Below are 21,540 nucleotides of genomic sequence, written 5' to 3'. Positions count from 1 at the left end.
TGCTTCGGTACGTTTACCGCAAATAAGAGACAAGCGGTTCCATTCCCGCTTCGCGGATGCATCGGACGACCAGCCTGGCAATCTCCACGCCTCCGGCTTCGCAAAAATGCGTATTATCCTGAGCGCCTTCCGGCAGGTTCGGATATTGGCCGGGCTCGGCCCACATGAAAATCCGTTTCGTTGCCTCTTCGCCCATTTGCTCGAATAACGCTTGGCTATGGGCTGCCAAGTCCAGGAAAGGGACCTGCTCCGCTTCCGCCAGCCGCCTCATCGCGCCGATATATTCGCCGTGCGTGTTTTCGATGCGGCCCCTGCTGTCGAAAAACCGTCTATGCATCGGAGCCACCAACACCGGATAAGCCCCTCGCCGCCTCGCGCCGTCAATATATTCGCGCAAATATCGCGGATAGGTCGACTCCGGCTTCGTGCCTCCTTCATTGTCCTTCTCGTCGTTATGGGCAAACTGAACGAACAGATAGTCCCCCGGAACGATTTTATTCCAGATGTTGTTCAGCCTGTTTTCCGTAATAAAGCTTTTGGAGCTTCTGCCCGAGCGCGCATGATTCGATACGGCGATATTGCCGTTAAGCAGGGCGGTAATCATTTGTCCCCAGCCCGCATAAGGATACTGGCCGGAAGGCTGGTCCGTCACCGTAGAATCGCCCGCCAAGTACATCGTCGGCAGCTGGACGCGCTCCACCTCGACCGAACGCACGCCCGACGCTTCCCCAGAGAACGCAAGCTTCAGCTGCCCGTCGGCGACATGCGCGGCAAAGCTTTTCGTGACAAACTCGCCGAGCCCCGTCCGGATACGGTCCAGCATCAGGCTGCCGAGCCCCGCCTTCACGGTCGTTACGCTCTCCCCGCCGGCGCGGCCCAAGGCTACGGACACCCGATAATTTCCGTAAGGCACGTCGATGAGCAAGGTGGGCACCGCTTCCGGAAAATAATCTCCGGGCCAGGAATCGCGTAAATCCTCGTTTTTGGACGGCTGCACCGAACGCGCGAAACCGTACCCGGTTAACGGGCTGTACGGCGTGAACGGGGCCAGCTTAATGGCATCGTCCGTCGCATGCTCTTGATCCAGTGAGAATCGGTAATGAACGTTCATGGAATCCTCCTACTATGCCAAGCGCGGCGCGGAATTATTGCTCCAGCCACACGGTTTTGCCGGTGTACGGCTCTCTTTTTCCGGGCAGCTGCTGCATATCGGGATAACCGACATAAACCAGCCCCACTATTGCCTCCGATTCGCCGAGGCCGAACGCCTGCTTCATCCGCGGATGGTAAGCGGGTTCCCCGGAACGCCAGATGGCGCCGAGCCCAAGAGCGTGAGCGGCAAGCAGCATGTTCTGCACGGCGGAGTGCGCGGCGGCGAATTCCTCCATCCGATTGACCGCCTGCGAGCTGGACGGAGAGACGGCGACGGCGATGACGACAGGGGCGCGAAACGCCTTGTCTCCCGCCTTGCGGCGCAGCGTCTGCACTTCCTCCTCCGTTCCCGCTTGCAAGGTCTCGGCGGCGATATCGGCGTAAGCGTCGGCCAATGTTTGCCTGCCCGCGCCGGTCATGACGAAGAAACGCCAAGGTTCGGTCGCATGATGGCTCGGCGCCCAATTGGCCGCTTCGAGCAAAGTTTCGATCCATTGTCTGTCGACAGGCTCCTGCTTCACTCTGCCGACGCTGCGGCGGCTGCGCAGAGCTTCTCCGAGAGACATGGATAAAGATATGGTCAACGGTTCTGCCATCCTAAGTACCACCTTTTCTTGAGACTGGGAAGAACATCCTATACGCTTTCAATTAACAACATTGAGAATAGTTATCATTTACATTATAAGTGCTGCGCTTCACAAATTCAATAGCCCGCTTTTGTCTGAAACGGTAAAAAGCCGCCGCCAAGACCCGTTCAGCGAACGTCTTAGCGACGGCATCCGTCCATGCGCGTAAGCTTATTTGCTGCGCACTTCAAATATCGCGAATTTCAAATAATGGCCTTCGTCCACGCCCAAAATGCGGGGATGATCCTTGCCGGCGCCGCGGAATTCGATCAAGCGCAATATTTTCTTGGCATCGGCCGCAGCCGCATGAATCGTCTCCAGAAACAGCTCAGGCTTCATATGGTACGAGCAGCTTGCCGTCACGAGATAACCGCCTTCATTTACCAGCTTCATCCCGTGCAGATTAATATCTTTATATCCCCGGCAAGCTCCTTCCACGGCGCTCCTCGTCTTGGCAAACGCGGGCGGGTCGAGAATGACCACATCCCAAGTCTGGCTTTTTGCCGTCAGAGGCTGGGACGTATCGACCTTCTTCTTGCCCGCTTGCGCCCGTTCGCTGCGCTGATCGAGGGCTCTGACCTGCTCGCGCAAATATTCGAAAGCATCGGCAACTACGAACTCGACCCGGTCGTCGAAACCGTTCAAGGCGACATTGTTGCGCGCGCTCTCGACGGCATGCTCGGAGATGTCGAGGCATGTTACCTTCTTGGCGCCGTATTTGCACGCGTTCAGCGTGAAGCTGCCGGTATGCGAGAAGCATTCCAGCACGGTCGCTCCGTCCCACCAAGGGAACGTAACCGGCTTGCCGCTCGCGTTGACCGGTATCCGCACCATCCCGCCGGAGCCGTCCTCGGCAGGCATGTCTTGAAGCGCAATCCCGCTCCGCTTGCCCCATCCCTGCATGAGAGGGGCGATAGCCGCGCGATTTTCACGCTGGTCGAAGAAATAACCCGTCTTCTGGCCCTGCATAATATCGATATCGAGCAATAGCCCGTTTTCGGTAATCCGGACATGCTGCGGACATTCCCCGTACAGCAGCCCCGTTCTTTGCTGCATCCCTTCCAGTTCGCGCACCGAGACATCGCTGCGCTCATAAATCCCCGCCGGCTTCACCACTTCTGCCAAGGCGGAAATAATGTCATCCCGAACGCGGTCCATGCCCAGCGTCAAAATTTGCACGACCAGCACGTCTTCAAACCGGTCGACAATGAGTCCGGGCAGAAAATCCGCTTCCCCGTAGACGAGCCGGTACGAACGCGCTCCGGGCAGGAACCGCTCCCGCTGGTCGAGACAGCGGCGGAACCGCTCCGCAAAGAATGTCTGAGTCATCTCTTCGATCGGTTCATAGGAGACAACCCGCACGACGATTTGCGAAGCGGGGTTCCAATACCCCGTTGCCGCATACTGCCCGGCATGATTATAAATATGAACCACGCTTCCGGGTTCGGTCTCCCCTTCCATCCGCTCTACTTCGGTTTTAAATACCCACGGGTGGCCGCCCTCCAGCCGTTTTTTTCTTTTTTTATGCAAAAATATAGAAGCCAACGTATTTGCCCACTCTCTTTGTATATAAGTTGAGGAATTGCTATGAAACCCGGCAAAGCTTCCGCGTAACCGGGGCTTTACCGGGCTTTACGGCAATTAGGTTACCTCGTACCCCAATGTATGCAAAGCTTTTTTCAAAACCGAATCGTTATTGCCATAGCCCGAATGCGTCTGCTGATGCCACGCTTCCAGCGGATGAAGCCATTCTACGCCGCGGATTTCCTCGACCTGGGCCTGCAATGATCCGCCGGTCGCCTCCACCAGGAAATAATGCACTTCCTTGTCGACCAGCCCTACCCCCGACATCGTAAATTGATATGTAATCGTTTCGATGGGCTCCACAATCGCTCCGACAATGCCCGTTTCCTCCAAGATTTCTCTCAGCGCCGTCTGTTCCACCGTTTCTCCCGGCTCCATTTTCCCTTTGGGAAGCGTGATCTTGCCATAGCGATCCTGAATCATCTGTACGTGAATTTCATTTCCGTGTTTGCGGAATACAACCCCTCCTGCTGAAATTTCCTTCATGCGGATTCACCCTTTCCGGTTAGTTGAGAAAGAATAAGGATTTCATCCTTCATAAGGAATGAAATCCTTGATTCTGTACGAGTCGCTTCAAAACATTAACGGCAGCATGCTCTACGGCACCGTCTCAGACGATCATCGCCCGGGACAGCTCGGGCGCTCGCACCAGCTGGCCGCGGGATTCGTTGACGCCCGCTTCCGTCAGCTTCACTTGGCATACGCTGCCGATCATATCTTCGCTGCCTTCGAATACAAGCTGCACATAATTATCGGAGTACCCCATGATTAAGCCGCTGTTTTCTTCGCCTTTATGAGCGCGCTCCGGGATAACTTCGAGCACCTGGCCGATCTGCTGCTTCGCGTAAGCGAGCTGCATGCGCTCGGACAAATCGATCAGCTCATGAACGCGGGCGTTCTTCACTTCCTCGTCGATCTGATCTTCCATTCTGGCCGCCGGAGTGCCCGTGCGTTTGGAGTACGGGAATACGTGCATTTCCGAAAACTGCATCTGCTCCATGAAGCGGTAGCCCGCACGGAACATTTCCTCGGTTTCTCCAGGGAAGCCTACGATGACGTCGGTCGTAATCGCTACGCCCGGCATAATGCGGTGAATTTGTTCAATTTTGCGGCCGAACTCGGCGGTCGTATATTTACGGCGCATTCTTGCAAGCACCGAATCGTCTCCGGCCTGCAGCGGAATATGAAGATGGCGGCACATTTTATCGGAGCCCTTCAGCGCCTCCAGCACCCCTTCGTTGATCTGGCTCGCTTCGATCGAGCTGATCCGAATACGCTTCAGCCCGTCGACTTTATCCAAATCCCACAACAGCTTCGCCAAGCTGTAGTTCTCCATATCTTCTCCATAGCCGCCGGTATGAATACCTGTCAGGACAATTTCCTGATAGCCCGCATCGACGAGCATGCGCGCCTGCTTCAGCACGCTTTGCGGCTCCCGGCTTCTCATCAGCCCGCGCGACCACGGAATAATACAGAACGTACAGAAGTTGTTGCAGCCCTCCTGAATTTTCAGAAACGCCCGCGTCCGGTCGGCAAAATCAGGCACGTCCAATTCTTCGAATTGACGGGTCTTCATAATGTTGCGCACCGCATTGATCGGCTGACGCTCCTGCTGAAGCTGCTTCACATAAGGAATAATCTTGTCCCGGTCCTGCGTCCCGATGACAAGGTCCACGCCGGGTATGGCCATAATCTCGGCAGGAGAAGTTTGCGCGTAACATCCGGTTACGGCAACGATCGCCTCCGGATTGCGGCGCACGGCGCGACGAATCATCTGCCGGCTCTTCTTATCGCCCGTATTGGTAACGGTACAAGTGTTAATAACGTATACGTCGGCGGTCGACTCAAAGTCTGCCTGTTCATAGCCTTCGTGCTTGAACAACTGCCAAATCGCTTCCGTATCGTAAAAGTTGACTTTACAGCCTAACGTATGAAACGCAACTGTAGGCATCTTCGTTATCCTCCCATCTCTCCGGTTTCGTACAATATGCAAGTAAGACCGACCATCGCGGCCGTCTCCGTGCGCAAAATGCGCCGTCCCAAGCTGACGGAGCGGCAGCCTGCCGCTTCCGCCGCCTCCACTTCCTGCTCGGTGAAGCCGCCCTCAGGCCCGATAATCAGCAGCAGCTTCACCCGCTTCGTTCCGCCTGAATCGCCGCCAAGCCCGGAATCTGAATCTATACGAAACGCTTTGCCTTTGGACAAAGCTTCTTGAATCTGCGTTCTGAACTGCAGCCCTTCCTGCTTCTCATAGCATATCCATGCGGCATCCGCTTCTCCCGCCAGCTTCAGCAGCTGCTTCCAGGCAAGCGGCGCTTCGACGGCAGGAATCCGGTTGCGGTGGGCCTGCTCGGCCGCTTCCTTGGCGATCTTTTGCCAGCGCTCGATCCGCTTGCCTTCTTTTTTGGCGTCGAGCTGCACGACGGTGCGTTCCGAAACGAACGGAATAAACCGGTCTGCGCCGATTTCCGTCCCTTTTTGAATGACGAGCTCCATCTTATCGCCTTTAGGCAAGCTTTGCGCAATCCATACTTCGACGGAAGGCTCGTTGTTCATCGCAAGCCGCTCGACGATATCGGCAATAACGCGGTCCTTCTCGGGCTCGCGCAGCTTCACCAAGGCTTCCCGGCTAACGCCGTCGCTGACGATCAGTTGGTCGCCCGCCTTGCCTCGCATGACGCGAACGATATGATGAGCATCGTCGCCGGTTATCGTCACGAACGTATCGGCAAACAGCTCAGGTGCAATAAAGTAACGCTGCATCGTTTTCTCTACTTTCTTTCTATGGTCAATATGCTGCAAAAATAAAAAACGTCAACTTTCATCATACAACTTTTTTTGTAAAAAAGCCACTGCTTACAGCATTCCCCAGCGTATTCCGCAAGCGGCGGGACGCCGTCAGCCCCATAGCGCTCCCCGGCCAAAAATCCATTCCGCTATTTGCTGAAACACCATCAAAATATTGCCCTGAAGGGCAAATACCGGACCGATCGTTATCGCACGAATCGGCGGAATGAAAAACATCAGCAAAATCGCATAGAACAGCCACTGCTCGTAAGCTTTAATTCTCATCATGATCGACGTCGGAAGCAGGTCTTCCAAAATCCGGTATCCGTCTAGCGGAGGCAGCGGCAGCAGGTTTAAGATGAACAGAAAAATATTTTGCATCACCATTAAGCTGAAAAAGATATGAACCGCCTCGGTAACGCCGGTCGACGTATGGTCAAGAGCATGAAACTTTAACAGCAGCAAATAAAAAACAATTAAGCTGATGAAGCCGAGAATCAGATTGCTGACCGGTCCTGCCAAAGAGACGATAATGCCCATCAAGCGCGGGTACTTAAACCTGGAACGATTGACAAGCACAGGCCGCGCCCAGCCTACCCCGATAATGAGGAAAAAAATCATGCCGAGCCAATCCATATGCACTCTCGGGTTTAACGTGAGCCGGCCCATGGAACGGGGAGTCGGGTCCCCGAACCGGTCGGCGAAAAAAGCATGTGCAAATTCGTGAATCGTGAAGCCGATCAGCAGCACGATAAAAACGAACGGCAGCTGCTCGACGGGATAAGCCAGAAAGGAGCTCCAATTCATCGGCGGCACCTACAGCTTCCGGGCGATGATAACGACCCAATCCTGGTCTTCATGGCATTCGGTTACGGTGAAGCCAACCTCGGCGAGTCCTTTTTCCACATCGTCCTGTTTACTTTTGATAATCCCCGACACGACGTAAGTCCCGCCGGTTTCCAAAACATCGTAGACGTCCTTCACAAACAGCAAAATAATTTCGGCTAAAATGTTGGCGACGACAATCCGGACCGGCAGCTTCACGCCGAGCGCGCTTCCCGCATCGCCGGCCGCACTCTCGCGAAGCACGCCCAAGAGGTCGCTCAGCTTGACGGTAATTTGCGATTCCAGTCCGTTCAGCCGCGAATTCTCCGAAGCGCTGGATACGGCCACCGGATCGAGATCCAAAGCCAGCACATGCTTGGCACCCAGCTTGGCCGCCGCGATGGCGAGCACGCCGGAGCCCGTGCCTACGTCGATGACATCCTCGCCGCCTTGAATGACCTTCTCCAGCGTCTTCAAGCATAGCGAGGTCGTCGCATGCGTCCCTGTGCCGAATGCCATCCCCGGGTCCAGCTCCAAAATGATTTCCTCCGGTCCCGGCGTATATTCTTCCCACGTCGGTTTGATCGTCAGCCGCTCGGAAATGCGCAGAGGCTTGAAATACTGCTTCCAGGCGGTAGCCCAATCTTCGTCGTCGACTTCCTTAAGCTCATAGGTCGGACTGCCCGTATCGATATCGAATTCGGCGAGCTGCTCGACGGAGCGCTGCAGCGAATCCATAATGGCATCCATATCCGTGCCTTCGGAGAAATAGCCCTTAATGACGGCGCGGCCTTCCGGAATATCGTTCAAGGGCAGCTCATACCATTGCCCGAGAGAGGTGTCCCTCTGTTTGTTCAATGTGCCGGACTCCTCTATGGATACTCCGCCCGCTCCTAATTCATGAATAAAGTTGGTGATCATTTCGATCGCTTCTTCTGTCGTATTTACCGTAATTTCATGCCAACGCATGTCTGAATCCTCCCTAAACGTTCGACTAAAGCAATGCACATAATTCCCAGTATACAATAATTCGGGCCAAGAACATAGTCCGTCTCTCCTGCGCAGCCTGCCGCAGCAGGCCTATCCGCAAGCGGACATCCCCCTGCCGCCGCGTTAACGCTTGCAAGATTGTCGATGATGGAATGAGAAAAAGCACCCTCCAATGAAAGAGAGTGCTCTATTTTCAGTGCTATTCCTGAGCCGCAGCTGCCGCCTCAACCACTTCGAACCGGTTGACGGAGCGGAATAACCGTTTGCTCCCGTTCTTGCCGCTAATCGTAACATGGTCGGAAGAAAATCCGGTTACTTTCCCGGGCGGATAAATGTCCATTCCGCCTTGAGTCGCCTTCACGGGGCACCCCATCTTTTGAGCCGTTTCAAAATCATGATCATCCACTAATACATATCCAGCCTGCAATTTGACTCCTCCTCGTATAGTATTTCTAGAACCAAGTTTTAAGCCGATTTCCAGTTCCCATGGGAACTGGCCGCAAACTTTTCGATTTCCAGTAAATCGCACCTTGAAAATTGCAAAAGGGACTGGACTTTCCCGCATGCCTCTGGACAATAGATCATAGGGATCTATCGGGGAAATTCTTTCTCCTCCTGTAGCACGTCTACATTTCTAAGTCTGTTTCTCCGGTACGCGTCTGAGCTTCTGACCCGCTGGCCGTTCCCTTCGGCACCCCGTGCCTGGCCTAGCAAGCCAGGGCAGCTCATGGACCGAAGCGTGTTCTTATAGGCGAGGGTGATTGATCTGCGCGTGCGCCGGAGGCATCCCGGAGAGTCTATTCCCTGCATCCCTCATCGAAAGGAGGAAATTCCATTTGACGCTTTTTGTCGGTATTGACGTCAGTTCGAAAGAACTGGAAACGTGTTTCATGAACACAGACGGGGATAAGCTCGAGACCCTCACAGTGAAAAACAATCTGGAGGGGGCTGCTCATCTGCGAGATCGCATCGTTGCCCTAGCGGACAAGCACGCGGTCTCCGAGATTCACATTGGGCTTGAATCGACCTCGGTCTACAGCTGGCATCCCGCCATGTACCTGCATAGTGACCCTACACTCCAGGAGCGCCATACCAAGGTCTTTACCATGAATCCAAAGTTGGTCAGCAAGTTCCGAGAAACCTATCCCGACCTGAATAAAACCGACCGGCTTGATGCCTGGGTGATTGCGGACCGTCTGCGCTTCGGGCGGCTGACAACCACCATTGTCATGCAGGAGCAGTATGTTGCGCTCCAGCGTTTAACGCGCATGCGGTTTCACTTGATCCATAACCTGACGCGCGAGAAACAGTACTTCTTGCAAAACCTGTTCTACAAGTGCAATGCCTTCACGACCGAAGTCGAGAGCTCGGTGTTCGGCCATGCCATCCTTGAGATGCTCTCCGAAAAGTACAGTCTGGACGACATCGCGACGATGGATGTCGGCGATCTGGCCGACTACTTGCGGGACAAGGGGCGCAATCGCTTCCCGGATCCCGAGAACGTCGCGCGCTGCATTCAGAAAGCGGCCAGAGCCTCTTACCGGCTGTCCAAAGTCGTCGAGGATTCCATTGATCTTGTGCTGGGTACATCCATTCAAGCAATCCGGAGCATCCAGGCTCAGCTCAAGGATTTGGACAAGGCGATTGAGCAAATTCTCGAGACGATCCCTGGCTCCCTGTGCCTGCGTTCTGTTCCCGGCATTGATCGCGTCTATGCCGCTGGCATCCTTGCCGAGATCGGTGACATCGAGCGCTTTAGCGACCAAGCCGCTGTCGCCAAGTATGCTGGCCTCACCTGGCGCAAGAGCCAGTCTGGCGCCTTTGAAGCCGAAGACACCAAACGGATTAAATCCGGCAACCGATTCCTTCGCTATTACCTCGTTGAAGCTGCCAACTCGGTAAAGAACCGCGATGAAGAATTCGGCGAGTACTACCGGAAGAAATACAAGGAAGTGCCCAAGCACCAACATAAACGCGCCCTCGTCTTAACCGCAAGAAAGCTTGTGCGTCTGGTCGATGTGCTGCTACGCAACGGCCAACTCTATACGCCACGGAAGAAGGCGACGCCTGCGAAGGATTAACGCCTCCTTTGCTAAAGTCCCTGGCATAATTCCCAGTTAAAATCTGGATATTATCTCGATTTTTCGCTGGGTTTAGTTTGAGCTGTCCTTTTTTCGGCACTCCCAGCTGTTACAGCCAAGAAAATTTCCAATTCGACCGATTCGGGGACTTGACATCATACCGCTGGACTTTACAAACTAATGATAACGAATTTTGAGGAAAAGGTAAACCTAAGCCTATGGAAGGCCGTTTCGAGGCCGGGGTTCCAGCCTGTTGAAGACCCATTTTATCAAAAAAAGAGCTCCCCCAGCGGGAAACTCTCGGTTTCTGGCGCGGCAGCCTTAGATTTTACCGCCGGCTTCTTCAATGACCCTCATCGCCTTGTCATAGTACTGTTCGTCAATGACGACGGTGAGCAGCGTGTCCATCCGGTCCGTGCCGCCGAAATCCCCCGAAAACACTTCCTCCATCGGAGCGCTCATTCCGCTGGCGTCTACGCTCGCCGCCGACAAAATGCCTTCGTCGATCCCTTCTCCTTCCTGACCCAACGTTAAAAAGGAGAGTCCCGGAAAGCTTCCGGTCAAAGGATTCATCGATTCGCTTACGCCCGTTCCGTTAATCTGATGGATGCGGTCTACGGAAACGTCGATCGCTCTGAGCGCCTTCAGCTTCGGTACGATGCGCTCCGCTTGCTCGGATGTATGAAAAAAGGCCAATATGTTTTTTTCAGCCACGATTTGATCCCCTCTCTGCCCATACGAGGGTCAGCTAAGATTGTTGACGCGCATCCGCTTGTTCGGCGCGTTGTCCCGCTTCCATATCTTCCTCGTCGGCAAATTCGGCGTTATATTCTACATCTTCCTCTTTGGCGATCGGCAGCTTCTGATTTTGCTTATGGCCTTCGTTCGATTTTGGCATAGCGGCTCTCTCCTCGCGTTATGTTATAGAATGCTTCTCCTATTGTCCGCAAAAGCATGAAGAATATGCAGGCACTGCGGCCAAGCAAGCGACGGCTTCATATCACCCCCGGCAAGGAAAAGGGACATCGTTCATCAAAGCGCAAAAAAGCGCACCGAGAGGTATAGGCCTCCGGGTGCGCCGATGGAGCGAGCAGCGTTCCGCAGCCGCTCAACCGAATTACCGCCGGCTTGCGACGACGTTAATCGCCAAGAAACGCTTTTTTCATTCGTTCAAAAATCGTTTGCTGCTGCTCATGCGTATGTTCTCCGCTTTGGCGGGCGAATTCGCGCAGCAGCTCCCTCTGTTCCTCATTCATATTGGTCGGCGTTACGACGACCACCTTCACATGCTGATCCCCTTGACCGTAGCCGCGCAGCCGCGGCACTCCTTTGCCTTTCAGGCGGAAGTACGTATCCGTCTGTGTGCCGGCAGGGATTTTCAGCTTGACCTTTTCGGTCAGCGTCGGGATTTCAATCTCATCGCCGAGCGCAGCCTGAGTGAAGGTCAGCGGGATTTCGCAGTAAATGTCGTCGCCTTCGCGTTCGAAGAAATCGTGCGCCTTCACGCGAATAACGACGTACAAGTCACCCGCAGGACCGCCGCGAGTACCCGATTCCCCTTCCCCGGATACGCGCAGCTGGGCTCCGTCGTCCACGCCGGCAGGAATATTCAGGTGGATCGTCCGCTGCTTCTTCACTTTCCCCGCGCCGTGACAAGTGGAGCATTTGTCCTTAATAATGACGCCCTGGCCGTTACAAGCCGAGCAGACCCGGCGGTTTACGATGCGTCCGAAAGCCGTATTTTGCACAACTTCCTGCTGGCCACTGCCATGACAAACGGAACAAGTATCCGGCTTCGTTCCCGGTTTGGCTCCGTTTCCGTGGCAGGTGTCGCAAGTTTCGGTACGCGGGATGTGAATATCCGTTTCTTTGCCGAATACCGCTTCCTTGAACTCGATGGTCAAAGTATATTGCAGATCGTTCCCGCGCTGAGGGGCGTTTGGATTGCGCCGCTGCCCGTTTCCGCCGAAGAACATGTCGAACAAGTCGCCGAATCCGCCGAAATCCGCATTGCCGCCGCCAAAGCCGCCCATCCCCTGATTCGGGTCCACATGGCCGAAACGGTCATATTGCGCCTTTTTCTGGTCGTCGCTAAGAACGTCGTACGCTTCTTTGGCTTCCTTGAACTTCTGTTCAGCGTCGGAAGCTTTGTTTACGTCAGGATGGAATTGACGGGCCATTTGACGGTAAGCCTTTTTAATTTCATCCTGCGAAGCGTCTTTGCCTACCCCAAGTACCTCGTAATAATCGCGTTTGCTCATAGTTCCACTCCCATTCTTAAAGCCATGAAAAGTCCCCGGACCAGGAAGCTATTCCAAGTTCGAAGAACCCCCGTGTTACGCGCGCTGCGCCAGTAAAAGGGCCGCATGCGCATAATTGGTGCACAACATAGGGAAAGTCAAAGCCGGCAAGCGGCTTTGACCTTCGATCCCGTATAGATTGCAGCGGATATTAGCCTTGCTTCTTGTCGTCGACAACCTCAAAGTCAGCGTCTACGACGTTGTCTTTTTTCGGTGCGCCTTCTCCGCCCGCTGCGCCGGCTTCTCCCGCTTGCGCTTGTTGGGAAGCTTGCTCATACAGTTTCACGGAAAGCTGCTGCACGACTTCCGTCAGCTCGTCGCTCGCCGCTTTGATTTCGTCCAGGCTGTCGCCTTCCAAAGCTTTTTTCAATTTTTCTTTAGCGGCGTTCGCTTTGTCGATTTCGGCTTGATCCACTTTATCTCCGAGATCTTTAATAGTTTTATCTACAGAGTATACCAGTTGATCCGCATTGTTGCGAGCCTCTACCAAATCTTTACGCTTACGGTCTTCTTCCGCATGGGATTCGGCATCCTTCATCATGCGGTCGATTTCATCTTCGGACAAACCGCTGGAAGAAGTAATCGTAATTTTTTGGCTTTTGCCTGTGCCTTTATCCGTAGCGTTGACATTTACGATCCCGTTCGCGTCGATATCGAAGGTAACTTCGATTTGCGGAATGCCGCGCGGAGCCGGAGGAATGTCGCCCAGAATAAAGCGGCCCAATGTTTTGTTATCGTTAGCCATCGCGCGCTCGCCTTGAAGCACGTGAATTTCTACGCTAGGCTGATTGTCCGCATAAGTCGTAAACACCTGCGATTTGGTCGTAGGAATCGTCGTATTGCGGTCGATCATTTTCGTGAATACGCCGCCGGCCGTTTCGATCCCGAGGGACAAAGGAGTTACGTCGAGCAGTACGACGTCTTTCACGTCGCCTGTCAATACGCCCGCTTGCACGGCAGCGCCCAGGGCAACGACTTCATCCGGGTTCACGCCTTTGTGCGGCTCTTTGCCGATCAAACGCTTCACCGCTTCTTGTACGGCCGGAATCCGTGTGGAACCGCCGACAAGCACGACTTTATCGATTTGGCTTGGAGACAAGCCGGCATCGCTCAGCGCCTGACGAGCCGGTCCCATCGTTCTTTCTACGAGGCCAGCGGACAGCTCTTCGAATTTGGCGCGGGTCAGGTTAAGCTCCAAGTGCTGAGGCACCCCGTCCACAACCGTAATAAACGGCAAGGAAATCGTCGTCGTAAGCACGCCGGAAAGCTCTTTTTTCGCTTTTTCGGCGGCGTCTTTCAAACGCTGTACAGCCGCTTTGTCTTTGCTCAGGTCGATACCTTGCTCTTTTTTGAACTCGGCTACCAAATAGTCGATGATCACTTGGTCGAAGTCGTCGCCGCCCAAACGGTTGTCGCCGCTGGTCGCTTTAACTTCGAAGAAGCCGTCGCCCAGCTCAAGGATAGATACGTCGAAAGTACCGCCGCCCAAGTCGTAAACAAGGATCGTTTGGTCTTCGGATTTCTCCATGCCGTAAGCCAAAGCCGCCGCCGTAGGTTCGTTGACGATCCGCAGCACTTCCAGACCGGCGATTTTACCGGCGTCCTTCGTCGCTTGGCGCTGGCTGTCGTTGAAATATGCCGGAACCGTAATAACCGCTTGCGTTACGGTCGTGCCCAGATACGCTTCCGCATCGGCTTTCAGCTTTTGCAAAATCATAGCGGAAATTTCTTGCGGCGTATATTCGGCGCCGTCGATCACTTCTTTATGATTGGTCCCCATATGACGCTTAATCGAAATGACGGTGCGGTCCGGATTCGTGATCGCTTGGCGTTTGGCCGTTTCGCCGATGACGCGCTCTCCGTCCTTTTTGAAGCCTACTACGGAAGGAGTCGTACGGTTGCCTTCCGGGTTAGGAATAACAACGGCTTCGCCGCCTTCCATTACGGCAACACAAGAGTTTGTCGTTCCCAAGTCAATACCGATAACTTTACTCATGTTGATAGAACCTCCTTTAAATGTTCAAGCGATATAATGCCTCGAGTGCCTCTTTAGCCGCCGATCCGCCTCTAGGAGCTGACCTTAACCATAGCCGGGCGAAGCACCTTGTCTTTAAGCATGTAGCCTTTCTGTACTTCCTCGACAACGATTCCTTCCTCATGCTCGTCGGAATCTACCTGCATGATAGCCTGATGGAATTCAGGATTGAACGGCTGCCCTACGGCTTCCATAGCTTGCAGCCCTTCGCCTGCCAGAACCTGTTCGAATTGACGGAATATCATATCAACGCCCTTAAGCAGCGCATCGTAATCGTTGTTGTCTTTTCCCGCGACCAGAGCGCGCTCGAAGTTATCCACCACAGGCAGAAGCTGCTCAATCAGCTTCAAGGAAGCATACTTCGCAAACTCTTCCTTTTCTTGACGCGTCCGTCTGCGGAAATTATCGAAATCCGCTTGCGTGCGCAGAAAACGCTGATAGTGCTCATCCGCTTGCTGCCGAAGCTTATCCAGCTCGCCGGATTGTTCGGAAACCGCTTCTTGCGCGGCTTCGGCAGCTTCGCTTGCTTCTGTATATGTAGCGTCAACCTGTTGCTCGCTGTCCGCTTGATCATCCAATGGTTTGTTTGTTTCAGTACTCAATCTTATGTCACCTCCTTATTTGGACTCCACCTATCAATAGGTCTATTGTAACCATCCCCTGCCGGGAGTAGCCTTTCAAGATCTGTTCACCGCAGGTTGACTGGATAATAACTAGCGCTTGCGCTTCATTCCTCCGAGCGAGGCTGTTTCATCTTAATTACCGTATGAATCCGCAGCACCGCCGCGGCAACCTCGCCCGCAGCCTGCAAAGCATGAAGCTTCACCTGCGCAGGGTCCACGACACCGCGCCCGATCATGTCGACAACGGCTCCGGTATCGCAATCGATGCCCAGCGCGTCGGAGCCTGCGTTAATCTGCGCCGCCTTCACTTCCTCCACCTTCTCCAGCGGATTGTAACCGGCGTTGACGACGATCTGGGCGAGCGGCTTGCGCAGCGCCTGGGCTACGGCGGCGACGCCGAAGCCCTCCATCCCCTGGATCGTCTCGCGCAGACGATCCAGATCATAGGCGGCGGCCATCTCGGCCGCGCCGCCGCCCGGCAAGCATCCGCCGCGCAGCGCAGCCTGCACGGCGGATGCGGCGTCTTTGGCGATTCGCAGCCGCTCGCCGACGACCTCGCTCGTGCTGGCGCCGACGACGATCGTCACCTGCGTCCGCCCTTTGCCTTCGGCCATGCGGACGCATTCGAGGCGATCGTCGTACGAGACGCGCCCGGCGAAGCCGAGATAGCCTGCCAGCTCGGAGGCAGGCTTGCGCAGCCCGCTGCGGCGGATCGGCCGCGCGCCCGTATATTCGCACACGAGCCGGATATCGTGGCGCGGCACCCGCTGCACGACCATGATGCCGTGGTCGGTGCAGAACTGCTCCGCCTCGGCGTTGACGCCCCGGTCGGCGATAATCAGCCCGACCTGCAGCTCGACGAGCTTCTCCAGCGACAGCCGGAATTGCTCCTTAAGCTGCATCTGCTTTTGGAAGCCCGCCTCGGTCATCAGCGCTTCCTCGTCGATCGTCTCCGGCTCGAAGGCATCCTGGAATACCAGCACCGACGCGGCATCCGGAGGGAAATCGAGCTGCGCGTTAATCGGCTTCTTCTGAATCAGCAGCCCCGGCCATACCTCGCTGACAGCCCGGCTGTGGGAAATAACGACATCCGCGTAGCGGAAGCTTTCCTCCTGCAGCTTATGCACGCCAAGCTTTCTCGCTCCCTCCAGGATCAGCTCCGCCAGGTCGCCGTGTTCGCGTCCCGCAATATAGCCGATCCTGTACAGCAGCGGGTCCTTCAAGCCTTCGATGCGCCGGCTCCGGGCGGCAAGCGACTGCAAAGCGGCCGCCACGCCTTCCTGAATCCCCTTCACGACCTTGGCTACCGGCACACCCCGGGTCACCTGCGCGACCCCTTCGGCTACCAGCGCGCCGGCCAAGACGGTAGCGGTCGTCGTCCCGTCTCCGACCTGCTGCTGCTGCGAGCGCGCGACCTGAATCAACAGACGCGCCGCAGGATGGGTAACATCCATCTTCTCGAGAATCGTGACGCCGTCATTCGTAATAATGACCTCGCCCTGTCCGCCGACAAGCATCGTATCGAGCCCCTTGGGCCCGAGCGTACCTTCGACAGCCGAACAAATCGCCCGGATAGCCCCGGCATTATTTAGCAGCGTTGCATACGTATCGTCGCTCTCGTGCGAAACAGGCTTTGTTTGACTCATCTGTACCACCGCTCCAGCATCAGCGTCATATCCTTGGACAAGTAATCGAGCAGATTAATCACTTTACCGTAATCCATCCGCGTCGGGCCGAGAATGCCGATCGTTCCGAGATGCTTGCCGTCAAACGAGTACGACGCCGTAATTAAGCTGCAATCATTTATGGCTTCAACCGAATTTTCACTGCCTATTCGAACCTGGATGCCGGCCGGCGTGCCTGTAATCAGTTTGGCGAGCACCGGCGTCTCGGCCAGCAAATCCAGAATGCTTTTTACTTTTTCCATGTCCTGAAACTCGGGCTGCGTCAGCATATTGGTCGTCCCGCTCAAGAAGATGCGGTCCTCTTCTCCCTGATCCACAACGCCGTTCAGCATCGCCATCAATTCCTGATAGCCCGTCACATAGCTGCGCATTTCTTCTCCGGCTTCGGAGAACAGCTTCGACTTGAAATGAATGAGCGGTACATTGCCGAGCCGCGCATTCAAAATATTAACGAACTTCTCCACCTCGGACATCGAGATGCCTTCGGGAATCGTTACCGTCTTATTCTCGACATGCCCCGTATTCGTGACGATAATGGCGACGGCCGTCCGTTCGTTCAGCGGCACGATCTGCAGATGGCGCAGCGTCGTGCTGAACATCTCCGGTCCCATCACGATGGACGTATAATTGGTCAGGTTGGACAACATCATCGCTACATGTTGAACGACTTGCTCCATCTCCTGCATTTTATCGGCAAAAAAAACTTTCAGCGCCTCCACCTCATGCTGGGCGAGGCTGCCGAGCTTAATCAGATGGTCCACATAATAACGGTACCCTTTATGCGAAGGAATCCGCCCTGCGGACGTATGCGGCTGTTCGAGATAGCCCATCTCTTCCAGGTCCGACATTTCATTACGGATCGTGGCAGGGCTGAATCCCACATTGCCGCGTTTGGAAATACTGCGGGAGCCCACCGGCTCTGCTGAACGAATATAATCATCTACGATGGCACTTAAAATATGACGCTGGCGCTCGGTCAACATATTCAACCCTCCCGAAAATCGTAAATCGTCGAAACCTGCTTTTCCCACCCGTCGTTAGCACTCCGAACTGTCGAGTGCTAAATCATAATACAAAAATAACAGACCCGAAGGTCTGTGTCAAGTCAATCGATCCGCTTCAGAACGGCTATTTCGTCGCAGCAATGCTGCTTTTTGCAGTGAATGCAATCTGTCCATACCTTTTCCGGAAAAATCTCTTTCTGCACGACGGTAAAACCGTTTCTTTCGAAAAATCCGACCTCGTAGGTCAAAGCCATCACTTTGGGAATTTCCTGTCTTCTCGCTTCTTCTATTAGAAAGCTCACGACGGCCTTGCCTATGCCTTGGCCCTTGTAACCGTCCGTTACGCCGAGGGAACGAATCTCCACCAAATCCTGGCCCAAGCGGGTCAAAGAACCGCAGCCGACGAGCCTGTCTTCTATAACAGCCACAACAAAGGTATCGATCTGTTCGGCCAGCGTTTCGCGCGACCTCGGCAGCATGATCCCCTGCTCTGCATAGCCCTGTATTATGTCATAAAGAGTATCGATATCCTGCTTTGTTGCTTTTCTGCATGTGACTGCCATAGAAAACCCACCATTCATGTAATAAATTCGATATGAATAAATATACAACAAGACGTATAAAGTTTTCAATATAAAAAAAACTTCGATTCGAAGTCTTTTTTACAAAGCGTTCCCTTGCGGAAGCGACGGCTTTTCATGCCGTTCAGAGCGGAAAGAAAATATGCCGGACGGCGGTCTCTATGTCAGTTGTACGTTTCTGAATTTCGTTTCTGAATTTCTATACGCTCAAAAACTCTCCGAACACCTCGTTGCCGTAAAGCACTCCTTTATCCGACAGCTTGTAGCCGTCCTCCGTCTCCTCCAGCAATTGAAGTCCGAGCAGCTTCTTCAGCACGTCCCCGAACACCGATTCCAGCTCGCTGCCGAACTGTCTGCGAAAATCCGATCTCGTTACGCCGCGCAGCAGCCGCAGCCCGACCATCATGAAGTCTTCCATCGCATCCTGCCGGCTGATCTCATATTCCTCCAGCAGCGGAAGCCCCCGCCGCGTAGCGTCGATGTAAGGCTGAACGCCTTTGATATTGACGTGTCTGCGTCCGTAAGTATAGCCGTGCGCGCCTGCGCCGAGCCCGTAGTAGCTGCGGTTGAGCCAGTACATGCTGTTGTGGCGGCTTTCGTAGCCCGGCTTCGCAAAATTGCTGATTTCATACTGCGTGTACCCCGCCTGCTTCAGACGCTCCATAATGAGCAGAAACATATCCAGCTCCTCGTCTTCTTCGGGCAGCGGAAGCTGATTTTTTTGATACAGCGTATGGAACAGCGTGTTTTCTTCCACTTTCAGGCTGTAGATGGAGTAGTGCGGCAAATCCAGCGCCAGCGCCTTATCCAGCGTGTCGTGCATCGTCTGTACCGTCTGCTTCGGCAATCCGAACATCAGATCGATCGACATGTTGGTAAAGCCCGCCTTGCGCGCATTTTCCAGACTGCGGTATACGTCGTCCGTGTTATGAATCCGGCCGATTCCCTCCAGCAGCGCGTTGTCGAACGACTGGACGCCGAAGCTGATCCGATTTACGCCGCCTTCCTTCATCGCCTGAAGCTTCTCCAAATCGGTCGTACCCGGATTCGCTTCCATGGAAAACTCGATTTGCGGCGACTGCCGCGGGAAGTAGGCGTTGACCCTGCGCAGGAAGCTTGCCATCTGATCCGGCAGCAGGACGGTCGGCGTTCCCCCTCCGACGAAGATCGTCTCGATCTCCTGCGGCGGCACCGCGGCGACGGTCCGCTCCATCTCCCGCTCCAGCGCGTCGAGGTAATCCATGACCGGCTGGCCTTTCAGCACATACGAATTGAAGTCGCAGTAATGGCATTTGTTCGTGCAAAAAGGGATATGAATATACACCGCTTGCGGCGTTTCTTGACGTTGAATCATGAAGCTCCCTCCTTTCCGTCCCAACGGAAAAGCAGATGCGCCGGTTCGGCGCACCTGCTGGCTTGTCTCGCTCTATTTATTCGTCGATGCGCAGCACGGCCATGAACGCTTCCTGAGGAACCTCCACGCTGCCGACCTGCTTCATCCGCTTCTTGCCTTCCTTCTGCTTCTCCAGCAGCTTGCGTTTACGCGAAATGTCGCCGCCGTAACATTTGGCGAGCACGTTTTTGCGCATCGCCTTGACGGTTTCGCGCGAAATGATCTTCTGCCCGATCGCCGCCTGAATCGGTACCTCGAACATTTGACGAGGAATCAAATCCTTCAGCTTTTCGCAAATGATCCGTCCCCGGTTATAAGCGCGGTCGCGGTGAACGATAAACGACAGCGCATCCACCTGCTCGCCGTTCAGCATGATGTCCATCTTGACCAAATTGGATTTTCTGTATCCCGACAGCTCGTAATCGAAGGAGGCGTAGCCTTTTGTGCTCGATTTCAATTGATCGAAGAAATCATAGACGATCTCGGCCAGAGGTATTTGATACGTCAAGGTGACGCGCGTCGTATCGAGATATTCCATATTGACGAATTCGCCGCGTTTGCCCTGGCAAAGCTCCATAATCGCTCCGACATAATCGTTAGGCACGATGACCGCCGCTTTAACATAAGGCTCCTCAACGAAATCGATCTTGCCGACTTCAGGGAATAACGAAGGATTCTCGATGTTCATTACATCGCCGTTGGTCAACGTAACCTTGAACACAACGCTCGGGGCCGTCGTAATAAGCGGAATATTGAATTCGCGCTCGATCCGCTCCTGGATGACGTCCATATGCAGCAGTCCGAGGAAGCCGCAGCGGAAGCCGAAGCCTAGGGCCGTGGAGGTTTCAGGCTCAAAGCTTAGCGACGCATCGTTCAGCTGCAGCTTCTCCAGCGCTTCGCGCAGATCGTTGTAGTCGCTCGTCTCGATCGGATATAATCCGCAAAATACCATCGGGTTGATTTTGCGGTAACCCGGCAGCGGCTCCGGAGCGGGATTCTTGGCATCGGTCACCGTATCCCCGACCCGCGTATCTCCGACGTTTTTAATTCCCGCCACAATAAAGCCGACATCGCCGATATCCAAGGAATCGACGACCGTCATCCGCGGCTTGAACGCTCCGACCTCGATCACCTCGAACACTTTGTCCGTCGCCATGAATTTGATTTTGGAGCCTGCCCGAATCGCTCCGTCGAGGACGCGGACGTATACGATAACCCCTTTATACGGATCGTAATGGGAATCGAAAATGAGCGCTTTGAGCGGCATATCCGGATTGCCGGTCGGCGCAGGCACCTTCTGTACGACCTGCTCCAAAATTTCCTTGATGCCGATGCCGGCTTTGGCCGAAGCCAGCACCGCTTCGCTCGCATCAAGTCCGATCACATCCTCGACTTCCTGCTTAACCCGTTCGGGGTCCGCGCTGGGCAGGTCGATTTTGTTAATAACCGGAAGGATTTCCAGGTTGTTGTCCAATGCCAAGTACACGTTGGCCAGCGTCTGCGCTTCGATGCCCTGCGCCGCGTCTACGACCAGCAAAGCCCCTTCACAGGCGGCCAGGCTTCGCGACACCTCATAAGTGAAGTCGACGTGTCCCGGCGTATCTATCAAGTTCAAAATATATTCTTCTCCGTCATCGGCCCGATAGTTCAGACGCACGGCTTGCAGCTTGATGGTGATGCCCCGTTCCCGTTCCAGATCCATTTGGTCGAGCACCTGCTCCTGCATTTCGCGGGACGAGAGAGCTCCCGTATACTCCAGAATACGGTCGGCCAACGTCGATTTACCGTGGTCGATGTGAGCTATAATCGAGAAGTTTCTTATCTTTTTCTGTCTGGCTTGAATATCCATCTGCTCGGACCCTCACTAACCTACA

20 protein-coding genes are annotated in these 21,540 nt (G+C 54.5%); 1 reads left to right on the top strand and 19 read right to left on the bottom strand.

All coding sequences use genetic code 11. The features are described from left to right. Positions 1–13: 13 nt before the first annotated feature. The 9 genes from SK3146_RS31365 to SK3146_RS31325 form a co-directional block, all read right to left on the bottom strand. Positions 14–1,111, bottom strand: coding sequence for a rhamnogalacturonan acetylesterase (locus SK3146_RS31365; RefSeq protein WP_249862478.1), 1,098 nt, complete (start codon positions 1,109–1,111; stop codon positions 14–16). A 34-nt stretch (positions 1,112–1,145) separates the two neighbouring features. Then, positions 1,146–1,748: a nitroreductase family protein gene (locus SK3146_RS31360; protein WP_249862477.1), complete on the bottom strand. Its 603-nt coding sequence runs from the start codon at positions 1,746–1,748 to the stop codon at positions 1,146–1,148. A gap of 201 nt (positions 1,749–1,949) precedes the next feature. Beyond that, positions 1,950–3,314: a class I SAM-dependent rRNA methyltransferase gene (locus SK3146_RS31355; RefSeq protein ID WP_434006920.1), complete on the bottom strand. Its 1,365-nt coding sequence runs from the start codon at positions 3,312–3,314 to the stop codon at positions 1,950–1,952. Between the two features lie 105 nt (positions 3,315–3,419). After that, the gene (locus SK3146_RS31350; protein WP_249862475.1) at positions 3,420–3,848 is read right to left on the bottom strand and encodes an NUDIX hydrolase; all 429 of its coding nucleotides are present in this window, start codon (positions 3,846–3,848) and stop codon (positions 3,420–3,422) included. A 124-nt stretch (positions 3,849–3,972) separates the two neighbouring features. Next, a complete protein-coding gene (gene mtaB, locus SK3146_RS31345; RefSeq protein ID WP_249862474.1) occupies positions 3,973–5,313 on the bottom strand; it encodes a tRNA (N(6)-L-threonylcarbamoyladenosine(37)-C(2))-methylthiotransferase MtaB in 1,341 nt (446 codons plus the stop codon). A gap of 5 nt (positions 5,314–5,318) precedes the next feature. Beyond that, positions 5,319–6,125: a 16S rRNA (uracil(1498)-N(3))-methyltransferase gene (locus SK3146_RS31340; protein ID WP_249866499.1), complete on the bottom strand. Its 807-nt coding sequence runs from the start codon at positions 6,123–6,125 to the stop codon at positions 5,319–5,321. Between the two features lie 135 nt (positions 6,126–6,260). Beyond that, a complete protein-coding gene (locus tag SK3146_RS31335; RefSeq protein WP_249862473.1) occupies positions 6,261–6,956 on the bottom strand; it encodes a site-2 protease family protein in 696 nt (231 codons plus the stop codon). A gap of 9 nt (positions 6,957–6,965) precedes the next feature. Beyond that, positions 6,966–7,943: a 50S ribosomal protein L11 methyltransferase gene (gene prmA, locus SK3146_RS31330; protein WP_249862472.1), complete on the bottom strand. Its 978-nt coding sequence runs from the start codon at positions 7,941–7,943 to the stop codon at positions 6,966–6,968. A 220-nt stretch (positions 7,944–8,163) separates the two neighbouring features. Further along, positions 8,164–8,391, bottom strand: a complete 228-nt coding sequence (locus tag SK3146_RS31325; RefSeq protein ID WP_249862471.1) for a hypothetical protein — start codon at positions 8,389–8,391, stop codon at positions 8,164–8,166. A 409-nt stretch (positions 8,392–8,800) separates the two neighbouring features. On the opposite strand from SK3146_RS31325, the gene SK3146_RS31320 reads away from it, so the two are divergent. Further along, positions 8,801–10,045, top strand: coding sequence for an IS110 family RNA-guided transposase (locus SK3146_RS31320; RefSeq protein ID WP_249862470.1), 1,245 nt, complete (start codon positions 8,801–8,803; stop codon positions 10,043–10,045). A 321-nt stretch (positions 10,046–10,366) separates the two neighbouring features. On the opposite strand, the gene SK3146_RS31315 is transcribed toward SK3146_RS31320, so the two are convergent. The 10 genes from SK3146_RS31315 to lepA all read right to left on the bottom strand — a co-directional run bounded on the left by SK3146_RS31315 (position 10,367) and on the right by lepA (position 21,515). Then, the gene (locus tag SK3146_RS31315; RefSeq protein WP_249862469.1) at positions 10,367–10,759 is read right to left on the bottom strand and encodes a hypothetical protein; all 393 of its coding nucleotides are present in this window, start codon (positions 10,757–10,759) and stop codon (positions 10,367–10,369) included. Positions 10,760–10,793: 34 nt separating this feature from the next. After that, positions 10,794–10,943: a YfhD family protein gene (locus SK3146_RS31310; protein WP_249862468.1), complete on the bottom strand. Its 150-nt coding sequence runs from the start codon at positions 10,941–10,943 to the stop codon at positions 10,794–10,796. Positions 10,944–11,184: 241 nt separating this feature from the next. Then, positions 11,185–12,306 carry a molecular chaperone DnaJ gene (gene dnaJ, locus SK3146_RS31305; RefSeq protein WP_249862467.1) on the bottom strand — a complete coding sequence of 374 codons (1,122 nt, stop codon included), beginning with the start codon at positions 12,304–12,306 and terminating at the stop codon, positions 11,185–11,187. Positions 12,307–12,496: 190 nt separating this feature from the next. After that, positions 12,497–14,341: a molecular chaperone DnaK gene (gene dnaK, locus SK3146_RS31300; RefSeq protein WP_249862466.1), complete on the bottom strand. Its 1,845-nt coding sequence runs from the start codon at positions 14,339–14,341 to the stop codon at positions 12,497–12,499. Positions 14,342–14,412: 71 nt separating this feature from the next. Beyond that, positions 14,413–14,982: a nucleotide exchange factor GrpE gene (grpE, locus tag SK3146_RS31295; RefSeq protein WP_249862465.1), complete on the bottom strand. Its 570-nt coding sequence runs from the start codon at positions 14,980–14,982 to the stop codon at positions 14,413–14,415. A gap of 125 nt (positions 14,983–15,107) precedes the next feature. Next, entirely contained in the window at positions 15,108–16,649 is a 1,542-nt protein-coding gene (locus SK3146_RS31290) for a TCP-1/cpn60 chaperonin family protein (RefSeq protein ID WP_249862464.1), read from the bottom strand. Further along, positions 16,646–17,671 carry a heat-inducible transcriptional repressor HrcA gene (gene hrcA / locus SK3146_RS31285; protein WP_249866498.1) on the bottom strand — a complete coding sequence of 342 codons (1,026 nt, stop codon included), beginning with the start codon at positions 17,669–17,671 and terminating at the stop codon, positions 16,646–16,648. The genes SK3146_RS31290 and hrcA overlap by 4 nt, the downstream gene beginning before the upstream one ends. A gap of 122 nt (positions 17,672–17,793) precedes the next feature. Then, a complete protein-coding gene (locus SK3146_RS31280) occupies positions 17,794–18,255 on the bottom strand; it encodes an N-acetyltransferase (RefSeq protein ID WP_249862463.1) in 462 nt (153 codons plus the stop codon). A 217-nt stretch (positions 18,256–18,472) separates the two neighbouring features. Further along, positions 18,473–19,627, bottom strand: coding sequence for a radical SAM family heme chaperone HemW (hemW, locus tag SK3146_RS31275; protein ID WP_249862462.1), 1,155 nt, complete (start codon positions 19,625–19,627; stop codon positions 18,473–18,475). 76 nt (positions 19,628–19,703) lie between these two features. Continuing rightward, positions 19,704–21,515: a translation elongation factor 4 gene (gene lepA, locus SK3146_RS31270; protein ID WP_249862461.1), complete on the bottom strand. Its 1,812-nt coding sequence runs from the start codon at positions 21,513–21,515 to the stop codon at positions 19,704–19,706. Between the last annotated feature and the right edge of the window lie 25 nt (positions 21,516–21,540).

The sequence above is a fragment of the Paenibacillus konkukensis genome (assembly GCF_023523925.1).
Taxonomy (GTDB): domain Bacteria; phylum Bacillota; class Bacilli; order Paenibacillales; family NBRC-103111; genus Paenibacillus_S; species Paenibacillus_S doosanensis.
The sequence above is the reverse complement of the archived record's forward strand: the minus strand, read 5'-3'. Positions and strand labels throughout refer to the sequence as shown.

Excerpts from the sequence above, each read along its gene's own strand:
- mtaB (WP_249862474.1), bottom strand. The coding sequence starts at position 5,313 with ATGCCTACAGTTGCGTTTCATACGTTAGGCTGTAAAGTCAACTTTTAC.
- SK3146_RS31335 (WP_249862473.1), bottom strand. The coding sequence starts at position 6,956 with ATGAATTGGAGCTCCTTTCTGGCTTATCCCGTCGAGCAGCTGCCGTTC.
- lepA (WP_249862461.1), bottom strand. The coding sequence starts at position 21,515 with ATGGATATTCAAGCCAGACAGAAAAAGATAAGAAACTTCTCGATTATA.
- SK3146_RS31310 (WP_249862468.1), bottom strand. The coding sequence starts at position 10,943 with ATGCCAAAATCGAACGAAGGCCATAAGCAAAATCAGAAGCTGCCGATC.
- hemW (WP_249862462.1), bottom strand. The coding sequence starts at position 19,627 with ATGATTCAACGTCAAGAAACGCCGCAAGCGGTGTATATTCATATCCCT.
- hrcA (WP_249866498.1), bottom strand. The coding sequence starts at position 17,671 with ATGTTGACCGAGCGCCAGCGTCATATTTTAAGTGCCATCGTAGATGAT.
- SK3146_RS31350 (WP_249862475.1), bottom strand. The coding sequence starts at position 3,848 with ATGAAGGAAATTTCAGCAGGAGGGGTTGTATTCCGCAAACACGGAAAT.
- SK3146_RS31365 (WP_249862478.1), bottom strand. The coding sequence starts at position 1,111 with ATGAACGTTCATTACCGATTCTCACTGGATCAAGAGCATGCGACGGAC.
- prmA (WP_249862472.1), bottom strand. The coding sequence starts at position 7,943 with ATGCGTTGGCATGAAATTACGGTAAATACGACAGAAGAAGCGATCGAA.
- dnaK (WP_249862466.1), bottom strand. The coding sequence starts at position 14,341 with ATGAGTAAAGTTATCGGTATTGACTTGGGAACGACAAACTCTTGTGTT.
- SK3146_RS31290 (WP_249862464.1), bottom strand. The coding sequence starts at position 16,649 with ATGAGTCAAACAAAGCCTGTTTCGCACGAGAGCGACGATACGTATGCA.
- dnaJ (WP_249862467.1), bottom strand. The coding sequence starts at position 12,306 with ATGAGCAAACGCGATTATTACGAGGTACTTGGGGTAGGCAAAGACGCT.
- SK3146_RS31280 (WP_249862463.1), bottom strand. The coding sequence starts at position 18,255 with ATGGCAGTCACATGCAGAAAAGCAACAAAGCAGGATATCGATACTCTT.
- SK3146_RS31360 (WP_249862477.1), bottom strand. The coding sequence starts at position 1,748 with ATGGCAGAACCGTTGACCATATCTTTATCCATGTCTCTCGGAGAAGCT.
- SK3146_RS31340 (WP_249866499.1), bottom strand. The coding sequence starts at position 6,125 with ATGCAGCGTTACTTTATTGCACCTGAGCTGTTTGCCGATACGTTCGTG.